The organism is Brucella sp. MAB-22, from assembly GCF_025908475.1.
Taxonomy (GTDB): Bacteria; Pseudomonadota; Alphaproteobacteria; order Rhizobiales; family Rhizobiaceae; genus Brucella; species Brucella anthropi.
The window spans coordinates 1,295,528-1,311,014 of the sequence record NZ_CP109782.1 but is presented as its reverse complement, the minus strand read 5'-3'; the positions used below and the strand labels follow the sequence as shown (position 1 = coordinate 1,311,014).

Genomic DNA, 15,487 nt, shown 5'->3' with positions numbered 1-15,487 from the left:
TCGATTCTGGCGCAGATTTCTATCTATCCATAATCGTCGCGAATGGTTAATGCTTCGGAAATAAACCGCTATTTTCCGGGATGCTTTTTATCCGGTCGTTCGCCGTTGATCTTCACGAGATCGCCGATAAAGTCGCCGATGCCGGGGCGTTTTTCCGCATTGAATGGAAACGGACGCACCACATCCATGGCGGCAATCCCGATGCGCGCCGTCATGAGTCCGTTGACGACGCCTTCACCGAGCTTGGCCGATAGCCGGGACGCAAGACCATGGCCGACGAGCTGCTGGATCACACTATCACCCATAGCCAGCGTTCCTGTCACGGCCAGATGGGCAATGACCCGGCGGGCAAGTTTCAGAAAGCCCAGCGTGCCAGGACGACCACCGTAAAGTTGTGACAGTCGGCGGATCAGCCGAGCTGATTCAAAAATGACGTAACCGATATCGACCAGCGCACGCGGGCTGATTGCCGTGACAATCGAAACCCGCTTTGAAGCATTCATAATAAGTGTGCGTGCTTCACGGTCGAGGGGGCGAAGAATTTCTGTTTCGGCAAGCTGGATCAGGTTTCGGCCGTCAATGATATCGTCTGTCAGACCGTCCAGAAGCTGTCGTCCGCGTGCCGTCTCCGGCAAGCCCGCCGCAATTGAGCGCAAGGCGTCCACTGTCTTTCTGGCCGCGGCCATATCGTCCCGCTCTGCGGCATCTGCCGCGTCCTTGCGAAGGTGCTGCACCGAAGCGAGGCGGCGTAATGCGACCAGTTCGCGAACGACGATGGCGATAAAGGCGGCGAGCGCAATTATCGCGACACCTAGAGCAGTCCAGCCCAGCCAATCCGCGCGGGAAAATAGCGCTCGGATAAGGTCTTCGGTCCAGATGCCGATGGCGAATGAAACAAGGATACCGAGTGCACCGAAAAGTATTCTGCTAAGCGACCAGCCCTTGCGTTCAGGCGCTTCAAACGACGGATCGAGGATTTCCAGCTCTGCCGCTTCTTCCTCGCTCAATGCGAAAACATCCGGTTGGGCGACAACAACATCAAGGTCTCGCACAGCACGAGGGCGACGTGGCACTTCATCCGCTGCTTCGGGGCGGTTAGAGGACTGGCTTACCGTAAAGGAAGCTGGTTTGCGTGGTGTCTTCTCTGTCATGCGAGACGATCCCCAATCAGAAACTGCAAGGCACGATCCAGCCTTATATGGGGCAGGGACAACGTGATGCCTTCGGCAGTACGTTCAAGCCGGGGCGGCCGGAAACGGACGAAACGAATGGCTGGGTCATCCTGTGCAAAGGACTTTTCAAAAATCGCATTGGGATTCTTCGGTAAGTCACCGGGAAATATAGCTGTTTCGGTTTCGCCATCGAATACTTCACCGTCGATCCTTTCGCCTTCCAGCGGCGTGCCGACGATGACGGGAAGGGTTTCCTTGCCCTGTGTTACAGTTGCCTCACGGGTAGCGCGAACGGCGGCCATTGCCAGAACATCAATATCCGCGCCGGAAAAGTCGGCGCGCTCTATTGCTCGCTCCACGAGACGGCGCACGATGGCTTGCAGACGGTCATGACTTTCATGATGCAGATGGTCGGCCTTCGTTGCAGCCACGAGAATCCGGCCGATCCGTCGCTGGATCAGGCCGGTTAGCAGGTTAGAGCGTCCCGGTCGGAAGCAGGACAGGATATCGGTGAGTGCACGTTCGAGGTCGGCAACGACCGCGCCACCAGCATTCATTGCCTGCATGGCGTCGATAAGCACGATTTGCCGGTCGAGCCGCGCAATATGTTCGCGAAAGAAGGGCTTGATGACATAGGTTTTATAGGCTTCGTAGCGCCGCTCCATCATTGCCCCCAGAGAGCCGGCCTTCAGATCGTCCGGTTTCAGGTCGGGAAGCGGGGCAAATGTCAGTGCCGGTGATCCCTCGAGATCGCCCGGCATCAGGAAACGCCCTGGCGGCAAGGTCGATAATGCACGCTCATCGGCTTTGCCTGCACGCAAATAAGCCGTGAAGCTTTTTGCCAGTCGCTGTGCGGTCAGTTCGTCTGCCTTTTCGGAAGGGGTGACGAGGGAAGCTTCGGTGATCCAATCCTGAGCCAGATCCTTGTGCGTCGGTTCATGGGCCAGAGCAAAAGAATCCGCGCTGAACTCAGCATAGGATTTGCCCAGCAAAGGCAGATCCAGCAGCCATTCTCCGGGATAATCCACAATATCGACCGAAAGCTTGCCCGGTGACAGCCAGCGCCCCCAGGCAGAAGCGGATTCATATTCGATTGTCAGGCGCAATTGCGAGATTGCGCGCGTGGAGTCCGGCCAGATACGCTCATCGATCAAAGCCGACAGATGCTCTTCATATTGAAAGCGGGGGACTGCATCATCGGGCTGCGGTTCGAGCAGCGCACGTGAAATGCGACCCGATTTATAGGCCTCGAACATCGGAAGCCTGCCGCCATGCAGCATGTTGTGAACGAGAGCCGTGATGAAGACCGTTTTTCCGGCACGCGACAAACCAGTCACACCGAGCCGCAATGATGGAGACAAAAGCCCGGTCGCACGATCTGCCAGCGTATCCAGTGCGATCTTCGCTTCGTCGCCAATACTTGTCAGCTTAGCCAATTAATCCTCGCCGAATTCAATGATCTGTCAGCGGTATAGATAGGGTTGTGTCAGCGGTCTTGGCAAGGAATGTTGGTGCACTTACGGAAAATCTACTGGGGTAGTATGAAGCTTTCGAGATAGCCTGCTCCACGTTCGAGTTCGCCCAGTGTGGCAGGAAATGTAATATTTGCCAGTGCGGCAGTGGGAAAACCTGCACGGAGCTTCAAGAGGCCATCCTTGTTGCCATCGCCACATAAGGCCAGCGCCAGATCCTCTATGCTGGGATTGTGTCCCACGAGCAACAGCGTCTGCACATCGTCATGTTCACGTATGGCTTGCATGTAGTCAGCCGCGCCGCCGCTATAGATCGTATCGTCGACGATGGTTTCGACCTCGATACCCAGACGTTCAATAATGCCTAACGCGGTTTCTCGCGTTCTGCATGAACCGGAAAGAACCACCCGATCAGGATACAGATCGATTGACTTCATTGTCCTAGCAAGCCGGTCGAGCGAAGCTTTGCCTTCCTGATCAAGAGGGCGGTCAAAATCCTTCATTCCAGGTTTCGCCCACACGGCTTTAGCATGTCTAAGGAGAAGCAAACGACTCATCTGTAACGTTCCAAGCTGTGTTTTGTGAGCATTTTCGACCATATTTCGAGCGCAATTGAGCGCTCCGATGGTCCATTCTCCCGATTTTTTGATGTCTGTCAGCATTATTTACAGGTGCCGCATGCCTAATTATTGGGCTGATTATGCTTCCATAGGTTGATGGTGACAGTGACTGGAAAATATACCCACTTTATTGGCAATTGATTGAAGTTATTCTGAAAGTCCAAAGAGCAATTTTTTGCGTGCAGTTTTGAATTGCATAATTTTGATGCAAAATCATACAAAATTGATGCACTAAAAAGTAGTGGGATACGGTTGTTTGATGTTGTGTCCTTGTTGCTATGGAACTATATAACCGCTCGCGTCTCCTAGATGTGGGGTAATTCAGAATGAGTGAATTGATTGACCTTGACTATAGGCCCACTGAAGACGAGCCGTTCATGAATGAGCGGCAGAAGTCTTACTTCCGCGCGAAACTGGTCGCGTGGAAGAATGATATTCTGCGAGAAGCGCGTGAAACGCTTGAGGCGCTACAGCAGGAAAATGCAAACCACCCGGACCTGGCGGATAGGGCATCCTCCGAAACGGATCGGGCAATTGAGCTACGTGCTCGCGACAGACAGCGCAAATTGATCTCCAAAATCGATGCAGCATTGAGCCGCATTGATGAAGGAACATACGGCTTCTGCGAGGAAACGGGAGAACCTATCAGCTTGAAGCGGCTTGATGCGCGTCCAATCGCTACGCTATCTATCGAAGCGCAGGAGCGCCATGAGCGTCGTGAGAAAGTCTATCGCGACGACTAAGCTTCGAGACGGTTTGAAAAATTTATAGGCTGCGGTTTCCGCAGCCTATTTTCTTTGTATCGAGACAAGTTTTGGCCGGAAGCTCAGCTTCTGCGAATTTCATCCTTGGTCAATTCACCGAGAAGCTTTTCCATTTCATCTTCGATATCATCCTTCGCCTTGTCTTCGACAACGTCGTCCGTTGCGGAAATATCAAGTGAGCTTAGAAGCTCATTTTCGAAGAATTCGGTATCGAATGAGATCGCGTCCTTGGCGTCAGCGCTGGCGGCGCTCTCCGAATTGACGTCTGCAGCGATTGCTTCGTGCAACGCACCGCCGAGATCGGCCAGGTTATCGCTCGGCGTTTCTACTGCTACGGCTTCTGTTTCTACAGGCTTTGACTCGGCAACCACGATTTCCGGCTCGACGCGCTCCGGTTCCGAAGAGGCGCTGAATGCCGGAGCTGCAGTCGAAGAGACTGTAGGTCCGGTTACATCGACCGAAGGAGACTTATCCGCAACCGTTGTTTCACGCTCGGGAACGATGCTGCCAAGATTTGCTGAAGCAACCGATGCGGCGGCGGCAACACCGGCTGCAGTGGCGGTCGCACCGGACGAGGTTGAACTCAGAACGCCGCGCGAAACCTGGCTCAATGGATAGGCCGGATGTGCACGTGTTGACTGCGGCTGTGCTTGCGCGGGGCGGGGCGGCAATACGGTGCGTGGCTGCGGCGGATAGTTCGGCGCCGGGCGCGGTTGAGGCCGTGGTTGGGGTGGTTGAGCGGATTTCTGCTCGACAGGTGGTCGCGGCGGGATTGGTGCCGTCGGCGCCTGCGGCGGCACGCGAACAGGTGCAGCAGCCTGCTGGACCGGCTCTTCTCGTGCTGGCTCAGGCTTGCGGTAGACCGGTGCTTCGATTGCGGAGGTGATCTGGATCGCTTCGTCCTTCTCTTCGGCCTGCGGTGTTTGCAGTGAGAGAGCAGGGCGCTCCGCCTTGTCATTGGTCAGGGTTGCTTCGTGCTGCTTGAAGCGTTCGATATGTTCAGGCTCGATGCGTGAAGCTTGCACACGCGCATGAGCCCGCGATTCCATGACAATATTCTGTTCCACCACAACATCGGTTGGCCCGCCGATGAGCAGGAGATGTTCCACGTCGTCGCGGCGAATAAGCACGAGCTTGCGTCGGCTGTCGACTGCTGCTGCGTCCATCACCGAAAGGCGCGGCTGTCGCGTACGCCCGTTGGAAACGAAAGTACCTCCGCTGAAACGGCGAATGATACTGAGAACAACGAAAATTCCGCCAAGAATGATCGCAAATATTAGGATGAAGCCAACAATATTAGCCGCACTCTCTCCAACGATGCCGCTGAGCCATTCCTTCATGCGGATACCCTCTTATACAATAAACGAAAAACCTGCGACGAATGGAGACTGCGCTTCCCCCGGCACTCCGCATCATCACATGATTGGTACAGTAGTTGAATTTCTAAGCCTTGGGAATGTTTCTTGGAAATGCGAGAAATATATGATCCCCAGGCAAAACGGTGCAAAAAAGTCCAATTTGCACCGTTTCAGTGCAGCAATGCTTGTACTGCTCGCCGATTAAAGCATTCTGCGAATCGGATATACCCTGACATATTGGCTGCGCGTTCCCACGTGAGAGCTGAACTGTGCGGAAAAGTGCATTCGAGAAAATCGGATATGCGGATGATTGAAATGACGTCTTGGCTGATCGAAAAAATGCATGGCACCCGGGGCACCCGGATGCCTGTTGGTGCTCGGCCACGCAACATGAAAGGGCAGCAGGCTTGATGTCGCGACAGACGGACAACGCTTACCCGAAACCGCTCGTAATGCCCAAGCGCAATCGCAGCGGAGCTCTTCGCCTGCTGATCGTCGGTATTCTGCTTACGGTCGCCGCAATCGCCTATTTTGTGTTCCGCGACCAGCTTGGAGATGGATTCGCCCTCGTTCTTATGGGCATTCTGTCGATGGTCGGCGTATTCTACCTTTTCGGCGCAGCAACGGGTCTCATTCAATTCAGCCAGAAGAACGGTGAACAGGACCTCGCTCATTCCTTCATGGATTCGCAGCCGGAAGGGACTGTCATTTCCGACGCGCGCGGCCAGATCGTTTATGCCAATCAGGCTTATGCCGTCATGACTGGTGTTGCGAATGCCGAAGGAGTCCGTTCGCTCGATAATGTATTGACGGCAGAACCCGCGGCATCCGATGCCATATACCGTCTGACGAATGCCGTTCGCGATGGTCTGTCGGCACAGGAGGAAGTGCGTCTTTCCGGCGGCCTTTCCCGTGAAGGGCATGGCTCGCTGGCGCCTGTCTGGTATCGCATCAAGGCGCGTCCCGTTGAAGCCGGACACGAATTCAAAAGCCCGTTCGTCGCGTGGCAGATTGCCGATATTTCTGACGAGCGTGCGGAGCAGGAGCGATTCTTTCAAGAGCTGCAGGAAGCGATCAATCACCTCGATCACGCGCCAGCTGGGTTCTTTTCTGCCGACCCTTCCGGCCGGATCATCTACCTCAATGCGACGCTTGCAGAGTGGCTTGGTGTCGATCTGACCCAGTTCACACCGGGATCGTTGACACTCAACGATATAGTGGCAGGCAGCGGAATGGCGCTCATCAAGGCGGTGAAAGCCGAGCCGGGCACAAGCCGCAACACCGTCATCGATCTTGATCTCATCAAGCGGAACGGACAGAGCCTCGCCGTTCGCTTCTATCACCGTGTCCAGGCTGCGCGTGATGGAACGCGCGGTACGAGCCGTACCATCGTTCTGGATCGTGCGGAGGGCGAGGATTCATCAATGGCGCTGCGCTCCGCAGAAGTGCGCTTCACGCGTTTCTTCAACTCGGCTCCGATGGCCATCGCTGCGGTTGATTCTGCCGGACATATACTGCGCACCAATGCGCGCTTCCTCGATATTTTCGCTCCTGTTGTCGATCGTGATGCGATTGACGGCAATGCGAAGCTTGAAATCGTCGTGCATGAACGCGATCGCGAGACCTTCAACAGAGCGCTTGCCGCAGCCTTTGCAGGACAGGCAAGCATTTCGCCTGTTGATACGGTGTTGCCGGGCAACGAAGAGCGGCACATCCGCTTTTATATGAGCCCTGTCACTGATCTGGGCGGCGAGCGTGCCGAAGAAGCGGCGATTATCTCGGCTGTCGAAACAACCGAGCAGAAAGCCCTCGAAAACCAGATGGCGCAGAGCCAGAAGATGCAGGCTGTCGGCCAGCTTGCAGGTGGTATTGCGCACGACTTCAACAACGTTCTGACGGCGATCATCATGTCGTCGGACCTGCTGCTGACCAACCATCGCGCATCCGATCCGTCGTTCCCGGACATTATGAACATCAAGCAGAACGCCAATCGCGCGGCCTCGCTCGTGCGCCAGTTGTTGGCCTTCTCGCGCCGTCAGACGCTTCGTCCGGAAGTGCTCGACCTGACCGACGTTCTTGCAGATCTGCGTATGCTTCTGGCTCGCCTTGTCGGCAAGGATATAGAGCTGAAGATCGATCATGGACGTGATCTCTGGCCGGTCAAGGCCGATCTCGGACAGTTCGAACAGGTTGCCGTCAATCTCGCGGTCAATGCACGTGATGCCATGCCGGACGGCGGCGAAATCACGTTGCGTACCCGTAACGTGTCGACGCAGGAAGTCGCAAAGCTGCATTATCGCGATCTGCCGGAAGCGGACTATGTGGTCTTCGAAGTGGAAGACACCGGGACGGGCATTCCTGCGGATGTGCTCGAAAAGATTTTCGAGCCGTTCTTCACGACGAAGGAAGTGGGCAAGGGTACGGGTCTTGGGCTGTCGATGGTCTACGGGATCATCAAACAGACCGGTGGCTTCATCTATTGTGATTCCGAGGTTGGAAAAGGCACGACGTTTAAGATCTTCCTGCCACGCCTCATCGAGGAAAAACGCGCCGACGATGCTCCGGTTGTCGTGAAGGAAAAGAAGGTCGAGAAAGCAATCGATCTTTCCGGTTCCGCGACCGTTCTCCTGGTGGAAGACGAAGACGCGGTCCGTATGGGCGGCGTACGCGCACTCCAGTCACGCGGTTATACAGTCCACGAAGCGGCTTCCGGTGTCGAAGCGCTTGAAGTCATGGCAGAGCTTGGCGGCGAGGTGGATATCGTCGTATCGGATGTCGTCATGCCGGAAATGGATGGTCCGACATTGCTGCGTGAGCTTCGCAAGACGTATCCTGATATCAAATTCATTTTCGTGTCGGGTTACGCGGAGGATGCCTTTGCACGCAATCTTCCAGCTGATGCCAAGTTCGGATTCCTGCCAAAACCGTTCTCACTCAAGCAGTTGGCGACCACAGTTAAGGAAATGCTGGAGAAGCAGGATTAATACTTCGGCGAGGCTGATACCGTGATGCCTGAAGGCAATATTGCCATTCTCGGAGGCGGGCCATCTGGTCTGATGGCCGCCGAAAGACTGTCAGCGCGAGGCTATCGCGTGACGGTCTACGAGCAGATGCCGACAGTTGGCCGCAAGTTCCTGCTTGCCGGAAAGTCAGGGCTGAACATTACGCATTCGGAAGATTTTGCAACTTTCGCGAAACGCTTCGGCTCAAGCATTGACCGTATATTGCCAGCCTTGACGGCTTTCGGCCCGACCGAATTACGTGCCTGGGCGGATGAATTGGGTGCCGAGACATTTGTCGGCTCATCCGGTCGTGTCTTTCCCAAAGCGATGAAAGCGTCTCCGCTTTTGCGGGCTTGGGGAAAACGTCTGGAAGATCAGGGCGTTCGCATTCTCACCCGACATCGCTGGATTGGCTTCGAGGGCAATAGTCTCAAGATCGAGAACCCCGACGGTGTTCAGACGATTACATGCGATGCTGCGCTCTTTGCTTTTGGTGGCGGAAGCTGGCCGAAGCTCGGTTCCAACGGCCTCTGGATCAATGAGTTTCAGCGAAGGTCAATCGATATAGCGCCGTTTCAACCCGCAAATTGCGGTTTTGACGTTGCCTGGAGCGACTTCTTTGCTGAACGCTTCGCCGGTGAACCGGTGAAGTCTGTTATCGCAACTTCCCATGCAGGCGCGACACAGGGCGAGTTTGTCATTACACGCGGTGGGGTTGAGGGTAGTCTCATCTATGCGCATTCCGCAGCTCTGCGCGATAGCTTGCAAGAAAACGGGAAGGCGTTTCTGACGCTCGATCTTGTTCCCGGACGAACTACCGAGCGACTGGAAAGTGATATTGCCCGGCAGGATACAAAGCTGAGCTTTGGCAATCTGTTGCGCAAGGCTGCAGGTCTGACGGGCGTGAAGGCAGCTCTTGTGACGGAATTCACCCGCGACAGAAGCCCGAAAGTGCTGGCCACTACGATCAAAGCCATTTCAATTCCACTGCTCCGTCCGCGCCCGCTGGATGAAGTGATTTCGTCGGCAGGCGGTATTCGTTGGCACGAAATCGACAAGAACTACATGCTGCCGAAGCTACCCGGCATTTTCGTTGTCGGAGAAATGATTGACTGGGAGGCTCCAACTGGCGGCTATCTCCTGACTGCCTGTTTCGCGATGGGCCGCGCGGCGGCGGACGGTATCGATACATGGCTCGAGGCAGGTAACACGTTCGGCGGGAAATAAGACGACACTGACTTCTTTAAGTGGAAATCAGCACATTCGGATATACGGCTGATCGACTGCGGGCTAAGCTGCCGGACAGTGGCATTGAATGCTTGCCGTCTGAGGGGAAGGTACATTCGCATGAATTCAGCTTCTGCCGTCGCTTCACATCCGCTTTTGAGACAAAGAGACGGGCACCATGCCCGGGTGACATTCGAGGAATTGTTCTTCGATCTCGTCTATGTTTTCGCGGTTACGCAGCTCAGTCATGAACTTCTGCATAATCTGACGCTCACCGGTGTTGTCGAAACGCTGGTCCTCTGGTTCGCAGTATGGCTCGGCTGGCAATATACCTGCTGGGTGACAAACTGGTTCAACCCGGAAACGCCGCAGATACGCAGCCTTTTGTTCTGCGTCATGCTGCTCGGTTTGGTGATGGCATCGTCCATCCCCGGTGCTTTCGCTGACAAAGGCTGGATATTTGCTCTGGCCTATGTGGCGATTCAGGTCGGCAAAACAGCCTATATCGTGTTTGTTCTGGGGCAGGACCATCCACTTGCCGCCAATTACAGGCGTATGCTCGGTTGGCTCACTATTTCCGCTGTCTTCTGGATAGCCGGTTGTTTCGTCGAGCATGAAGCCCGTATGGTGTTGTGGCTTATTGCTGTGCTTTGCGAATATTTATCGCCGATGTTCGGCTTTGCGCTACCGGGTCTCGGACGCTCTCACACCAGTGATTGGACCATTGAAGGCGGACATCTGGCGGAGCGTTGCCAGTTGTTCGTAATCGTGGCCCTTGGCGAAACGGTTTTGGCTACCGGGGCAACCCTTGCAAATGCTGAAGTCTGGAATTTGGCCCTCATGTCGGCGCTGCTGGCCACTTTTCTCGGGACGCTTGCCATGTGGTGGCTCTACTTTGGCACCTCCAGCAAGGATGCGACAGATACGATCTCTCACTCCGCTGATCCTGGACGGATTGGCGCATATTTCCACTATGTTCACGCCATTCTGGTGGCCGGGATTATCGCAACGGCAGTTGGAAACGATCTTGTCATGGCCCATCCGCATGATCCGTTGAAGACTGCTTACGTTCTTGTTCTTGTCGCAGGACCGGCGATCTATCTGATTGGCAGCGCCATCTACAAGAAGGTTGTCTATGGCGTTATTCCCACGTCACACGTCTTTGGTGTTTTGGCTCTACTGGCAGCGATCCCGGTCGGCTATATGGCCGATCTATTGGAAATGGGCATATTAACGACGGTTATCATGCTGGTCGTGAGTGTTTGGGAGGGGCGCAATAAAAGACTGCGCTCGGCTGCGATGGTAGGATAGGTGGGCTTTCGACGCCGCCGTTCGATCCCTATCTACGGACACAAATCATATTTCGGAAGCCTATAGCGCATCATGTCAGATATACAGTCCGTCGATCAGCAGCCAGCCGATAATGGCCACGTGAAAGTCGCCCGCAAGGTCGACATTGTGGTTATTGGAGCCGGGCAGGCGGGACTCTCGTCGGCCTATCATCTGAATAAGCTTGGTCTCGCAGGCGAACGGCAATTCGTGGTTCTGGACAAGGCCGCAGGGCCGGGCGGAGCCTGGCAATTCCGCTGGCCTTCGCTAACTCTCCAGACTGCCAACGCCATTCACGATCTCCCAGGCATGAAGTTCGAGGATATTGTCGAAACGACCAATGGCGAGGTGCGTGCATCGGTTGCCGTCCCACAATATTACCGCGCCTATGAGGAAGCCTTCGATCTTCCGGTGCACCGTCCTGTGGCCGTGAAAGTCGTTTGCGATCGTGGCGAACGGCTTCGTGTGGAGACAGATCGGGGCAACTATTCGGCACGCGGGATCATCAACGCGACCGGCACATGGGAGTCTCCTTATATCCCACCCTATCCGGGTGCGGAGCTTTTCAAAGGCCAGCAACTTCACACGCGGGATTATCAGACAGCTGACGCCTTCAAGGGCAAACGTGTTCTTGTCGTCGGCGCGGGTATCTCGGCTGTGCAGCTTCTGGACGAGATATCGCGTGTGACGGAAACCGTATGGGTCACGCGCAAAGAACCTGCTTTCCGGGAAGGTCCGTTTACACCGGAGTTGGGCCGTGCTGCCGTGGCTTTGGTTGAGGAAAGGGTACGCCGGGGCTTGCCACCTGGATCGGTCGTTTCAGTAACGGGGCTGCCGTTGACGCCGGCCATTGAAGCGGCACGCGCTCGCGGTGTGCTCAACCGTTTGTCCATGTTCAGCGAAATCACGGAAACAGGTGTTCGGTGGGACGATGGAAGTGAACAATCCTTTGATGTTATTTTGTGGTGCACAGGATTTCGCAGTTCACTTGACCATCTTGCCCCGCTGCAATTGCGCAATGCGGAAGCCGGTATTCTCATGACTGGACGCCTTGCAACACAGGTGGCCGCCGATCCCCGTATTCATCTTGTTGGTTATGGCCCATCTGCCTCGACCATCGGTGCAAACAGGGCAGGTGGTGCCGCCGCGCGGGAGTTGGCAAGTTATCTCGGCTTGGTATGATTGACGTATCGACTATTTGCGAGGGGCAGCATGAAGCGTATTCTGAAGTTTGTCGGTGGTCTTCTGCTCGTCATCGTGCTGGGAGCAATTCTCTGGCTGGCGGTTCGACCGCCTGAGCTATTGCGTGTCGGCACCGGCTATGCTGCCAAGATTGTTTGTTCAAATGTTTTCATTGCCGGTCGGGATGCTGATGCCGTCCTTGCAGACGATGTTCAGGCACCGGGAAACCCGCTGCTGCGGTTTCTGAATGCCGCCCTCGACAAGAATAATAACAGTGTGACGGTGCGGATTTTCGGCTTTTTTGCACCAAGTACCGCAATCTATCGCCCAGCGCTGGGATGCGCGAATATCCAGAAAGATGATTTGCGCGTTGAAATTCCGACCGGCCCGCAGGTGCCCGCAGAACCGATCCGAATTGAGGCCGATCCAGCGGTGCAGGCTGTGATTGAGGATCAGGTTCTGGCCGGGCCGGGAATGCGCGCGATTGCGGTCGTCCGCGACGGCAAGCTGATTGCCGAGAATTACGGTTCGGGTTTTAATGCGGATACGCCTTTACTGGGCTGGTCCATGACCAAGTCCGTCATCGCGACACTGATCGGCATGCGCATTGCTGAAGGGCGCATGAGTTTGGAAAGCACAGCCCTTTTACCGGAATGGAAGAACGATGAGCGGGCAAAGATTTCTCTCGCAAATCTGATGGCGATGAATAGCGGTCTCCGCTTCGATGAGGACTACGGCACAGTAACGGATGTCACGCGCATGCTTTATCTGGAGCCGGATATGGCCGGGTTTGCTGCGTCTTTGCCGCTGGAGGTGGCGTCAGGGACGAAATTCAATTATTCCAGTGGAACGGCGAATATTCTGTCAGAGCTTTTCATGGATAGTTTTAACAGCCGCGAGGAGGCGCTGGCTTATCCGCGGCTTGCCCTATTCGGTCCGCTTGGCATGAACAGCGTCATTTTGGAGACGGATGCGTCAGGCGTCTTTGCCGGTTCTTCCTATATGTACGCTACCGCCCGTGACTGGGCTCGGTTGGGCGCATTTCTCGCGGATAGTGGAAACCTGTACGGAAAGCCGAGCCTGCCTGCGGACTATATTTCATTTATGCGCAAACCCAGGCCCGAGTCCGAAGGGCGCTATGGTTCCGCTCAGGTCTGGCTGCAGATTAGCGGTGTGAAGGCAGGTGAGGATGGCATTCCGGAAGATGCATTCTGGATGTCGGGCCATGACGGGCAAAGCGTCATGATCGTTCCTTCAATGCATCTTGCTGTCGTTCGTCTTGGCCTGACACCGTCCCGGGCACGCTATAATGTTCAACGTTTGAACGCCAAGGTGATTGAGTCTGCTCGACAGGCGCACTGATCGTCAGTTTGCGAAAATCGTTACCGCTTGGATTTTGGAAGGCACTGAGGCCGAATTCCGGCAACACCGCGTAAAGGTGATCGAAAATGTCCGATTGAATCTGTTCGAATGACGCCCAGACGGTCGTGTTCGTAAAGCAGTAGATTTCCAGCGGCAGTCCTTCGGGAGTAGGATCCATCTGACGCACCAGCAATGTCATGCCTTTGTGTATGCCGGGATGATTGCGCAGATAATTGTCTACATAGGCCCGAAACGTACCGACATTGGTGAACTGACGCCTGTTGACCGGATTGTTGGCGCGGTCGCCAAGCTTCTGGTTCCATTCGGCGATTTCCTTGGCCTTCTTGGGCAGATAATCCGCCAGCCAATCAACTGTGCCAAGTCTGGCTCGCTCGTCATCCGACAGAAAACGAATGGTGTTTTGATCGATATAAAGCGCGCGCTTGATGCGACGCCCGCCGGATTCCTGCATGCCGCGATAGTTCTTCATCGGCTCGGTGATGAGCTTGCGGATCGGAATGGTGGTGATCGTCTTGTCGAAATTCTGGACCTTGACGGTATAGAGCGCGATTTCCGTGACATCGCCATTGGCGTCGAGATTCTTCATTTCAATCCAGTCGCCGACACGAACCATGTTGGACGAGGCGATCTGCATACTGGCGACCAGAGAAAGCAATGTGTCCTGAAAGACAAGGATTAGCACCGCGGCCATAGCACCGACACCGGAAAGAAGGATAACCGGCGACTTGTCCAGCAGTGTCGCAATGACAAGGACTGCCGCCACGATGTAGACAGCAAGTTTGGCCACCTGAATGTAGCCCTTTATGGGGCGGTATCTGGCTTCGGGACGGCGATGATAGAGCGTATCGATCAGCCCAAAGACTGAATTGACCGCCAAAGCCAGCGTCAGAATGATGAAAGCTATCGCTACATTCCGAATAACGGTGATCACGCCTTCGGGCAGGCCCGGCACCGCCATGATCCCGGATGAAATAATCAACGCCGGAACGATATTGGCAAGACGGCTGATGACACTGTGTCTTTTAAGCTCTTCGTCTTGTCCGAAAGAGGTTTTCTGGACAAGACGTTCGAGTAGTTTGAGCAAAATCGCCTTGATTAGAAAGTTTGCAATGAAAGCTGAAAGAAATAATCCTCCAAGCGCCACAAGGGTTTCCGCCCAGGGATGAGCAATAAAAAATTCGGACAATAGACTTTCCTGAGATTAACCTGGTGAAAATTGGGGGCCGTGTTGCGATGCTTGTATCATGTTCTACCGGGAATTAAGGCGGCCATATGAATATTTCAACCGCGAGTAATGGTTATTTGCATCAAAACCCCGGCCAGAAGGCCGGGGTAGACTTGTCGTATTGCTCATCGAGACCGTATCATTGGGCTGGAGGTGGTGATGCGGGAGCTGTATCGCTTGCCGGGGCATCAGTCGTCGGGGCGTTGGTCTCGTTTGCTGCTGATGGATCGGCTACGCCATCCACAAAAAGCTTCGAGCGATCGAATGCCGGTGCATCGGTCAACTGCTGTTTGGTCGCCTTTATGACCAGCCATTTTTTGCCGTCACTGCGGGTTGCAAGCTGCAGCTGATCCGGACTTACGGCTACGTCCTTCTCGCCGATTCCAAGAAAACCACCCACGCCGATCACCGCAGCTTCAATCTCACCTTCGGGGCTGGCGATAAGATCATTCAGCTTGCCGACAGTCTGGGCGTCAGCAGCATCACTTTCATAGACGTTCTGTCCGATGAAAGAGGTCACGAGAAGCTGGCCCTCTTTCGGTTCCAGAAAGCCGACCTTGTCGGTCTCACCCGATGTGGGATTGCCAAACATGTCCTTGGACGAAACCGGCATTTCCTCTGCCGCAGCCGGTGGCTCGGCAGGTGCGGGCGTTGGTGCAGTTGTCTGAGCATAAGCAGCGCCACCTATCAGCAATGCACACGTCGTCGTCAGAAGTGTAGTCCTGAACATAACTATCTCCTTTATACGTTCGG

General features: G+C 55.0%; 11 protein-coding genes and 1 pseudogene. 6 read left to right on the top strand and 6 right to left on the bottom strand.

The genetic code is table 11. From position 1 onward, the window contains the following. Positions 1-68: 68 nt before the first annotated feature. The 3 genes from OHI65_RS15865 to OHI65_RS15855 all read right to left on the bottom strand — a co-directional run bounded on the left by OHI65_RS15865 (position 69) and on the right by OHI65_RS15855 (position 3,201). Positions 69-1,151 (bottom strand): YcjF family protein, encoded by a 1,083-nt coding sequence (locus OHI65_RS15865; RefSeq protein WP_125300237.1) that lies wholly within the window; start codon positions 1,149-1,151, stop codon positions 69-71. After that, positions 1,148-2,608, bottom strand: coding sequence for a YcjX family protein (locus OHI65_RS15860; protein WP_029924777.1), 1,461 nt, complete (start codon positions 2,606-2,608; stop codon positions 1,148-1,150). The genes OHI65_RS15865 and OHI65_RS15860 overlap by 4 nt, the downstream gene beginning before the upstream one ends. A 92-nt stretch (positions 2,609-2,700) precedes the next feature. Then, positions 2,701-3,201 carry a SixA phosphatase family protein gene (locus tag OHI65_RS15855; RefSeq protein WP_125300387.1) on the bottom strand — a complete coding sequence of 167 codons (501 nt, stop codon included), beginning with the start codon at positions 3,199-3,201 and terminating at the stop codon, positions 2,701-2,703. Positions 3,202-3,590: 389 nt separating this feature from the next. On the opposite strand from OHI65_RS15855, the gene dksA reads away from it, so the two are divergent. Next, a complete protein-coding gene (gene dksA, locus OHI65_RS15850) occupies positions 3,591-4,007 on the top strand; it encodes an RNA polymerase-binding protein DksA (RefSeq protein WP_010660068.1) in 417 nt (138 codons plus the stop codon). Between the two features lie 83 nt (positions 4,008-4,090). On the opposite strand, the gene OHI65_RS15845 is transcribed toward dksA, so the two are convergent. After that, positions 4,091-5,368, bottom strand: a complete 1,278-nt coding sequence (locus tag OHI65_RS15845; protein ID WP_012092023.1) for a flagellar biosynthetic protein FliO — start codon at positions 5,366-5,368, stop codon at positions 4,091-4,093. Between the two features lie 428 nt (positions 5,369-5,796). Between OHI65_RS15845 and cckA the strand changes: the two genes are divergently transcribed. The 5 genes and pseudogenes from cckA to OHI65_RS15820 all read left to right on the top strand — a co-directional run. Then, a complete protein-coding gene (gene cckA / locus OHI65_RS15840; protein WP_012092024.1) occupies positions 5,797-8,370 on the top strand; it encodes a cell cycle histidine kinase CckA in 2,574 nt (857 codons plus the stop codon). A gap of 24 nt (positions 8,371-8,394) precedes the next feature. Next, positions 8,395-9,615 carry a TIGR03862 family flavoprotein gene (locus OHI65_RS15835; protein ID WP_125300239.1) on the top strand — a complete coding sequence of 407 codons (1,221 nt, stop codon included), beginning with the start codon at positions 8,395-8,397 and terminating at the stop codon, positions 9,613-9,615. Positions 9,616-9,735: 120 nt separating this feature from the next. After that, positions 9,736-10,926 carry a low temperature requirement protein A gene (locus OHI65_RS15830; RefSeq protein ID WP_125300240.1) on the top strand — a complete coding sequence of 397 codons (1,191 nt, stop codon included), beginning with the start codon at positions 9,736-9,738 and terminating at the stop codon, positions 10,924-10,926. A gap of 72 nt (positions 10,927-10,998) precedes the next feature. Next, the gene (locus tag OHI65_RS15825; protein WP_185755994.1) at positions 10,999-12,126 is read left to right on the top strand and encodes an NAD(P)-binding domain-containing protein; all 1,128 of its coding nucleotides are present in this window, start codon (positions 10,999-11,001) and stop codon (positions 12,124-12,126) included. Between the two features lie 30 nt (positions 12,127-12,156). Beyond that, a pseudogene (locus OHI65_RS15820) lies at positions 12,157-13,470 on the top strand (serine hydrolase domain-containing protein); the annotation flags it as partial. Here the strand turns inward: OHI65_RS15820 and OHI65_RS15815 are convergent. Both OHI65_RS15815 and OHI65_RS15810 read right to left on the bottom strand, forming a co-directional pair. After that, the gene (locus OHI65_RS15815; protein ID WP_125300241.1) at positions 13,367-14,695 is read right to left on the bottom strand and encodes a mechanosensitive ion channel family protein; all 1,329 of its coding nucleotides are present in this window, start codon (positions 14,693-14,695) and stop codon (positions 13,367-13,369) included. The pseudogene OHI65_RS15820 and the gene OHI65_RS15815 overlap by 104 nt on opposite strands. A 178-nt stretch (positions 14,696-14,873) precedes the next feature. Next, positions 14,874-15,464, bottom strand: coding sequence for a PRC-barrel domain-containing protein (locus tag OHI65_RS15810; protein ID WP_125300242.1), 591 nt, complete (start codon positions 15,462-15,464; stop codon positions 14,874-14,876). Between the last annotated feature and the right edge of the window lie 23 nt (positions 15,465-15,487).

Excerpts from the sequence above, each read along its gene's own strand:
- OHI65_RS15865 (WP_125300237.1), bottom strand. The coding sequence starts at position 1,151 with ATGACAGAGAAGACACCACGCAAACCAGCTTCCTTTACGGTAAGCCAG.
- OHI65_RS15855 (WP_125300387.1), bottom strand. The coding sequence starts at position 3,201 with ATGAGTCGTTTGCTTCTCCTTAGACATGCTAAAGCCGTGTGGGCGAAA.
- dksA (WP_010660068.1), top strand. The coding sequence starts at position 3,591 with ATGAGTGAATTGATTGACCTTGACTATAGGCCCACTGAAGACGAGCCG.
- OHI65_RS15845 (WP_012092023.1), bottom strand. The coding sequence starts at position 5,368 with ATGAAGGAATGGCTCAGCGGCATCGTTGGAGAGAGTGCGGCTAATATT.
- cckA (WP_012092024.1), top strand. The coding sequence starts at position 5,797 with ATGTCGCGACAGACGGACAACGCTTACCCGAAACCGCTCGTAATGCCC.
- OHI65_RS15835 (WP_125300239.1), top strand. The coding sequence starts at position 8,395 with ATGCCTGAAGGCAATATTGCCATTCTCGGAGGCGGGCCATCTGGTCTG.
- OHI65_RS15830 (WP_125300240.1), top strand. The coding sequence starts at position 9,736 with ATGAATTCAGCTTCTGCCGTCGCTTCACATCCGCTTTTGAGACAAAGA.
- OHI65_RS15825 (WP_185755994.1), top strand. The coding sequence starts at position 10,999 with ATGTCAGATATACAGTCCGTCGATCAGCAGCCAGCCGATAATGGCCAC.
- OHI65_RS15810 (WP_125300242.1), bottom strand. The coding sequence starts at position 15,464 with ATGTTCAGGACTACACTTCTGACGACGACGTGTGCATTGCTGATAGGT.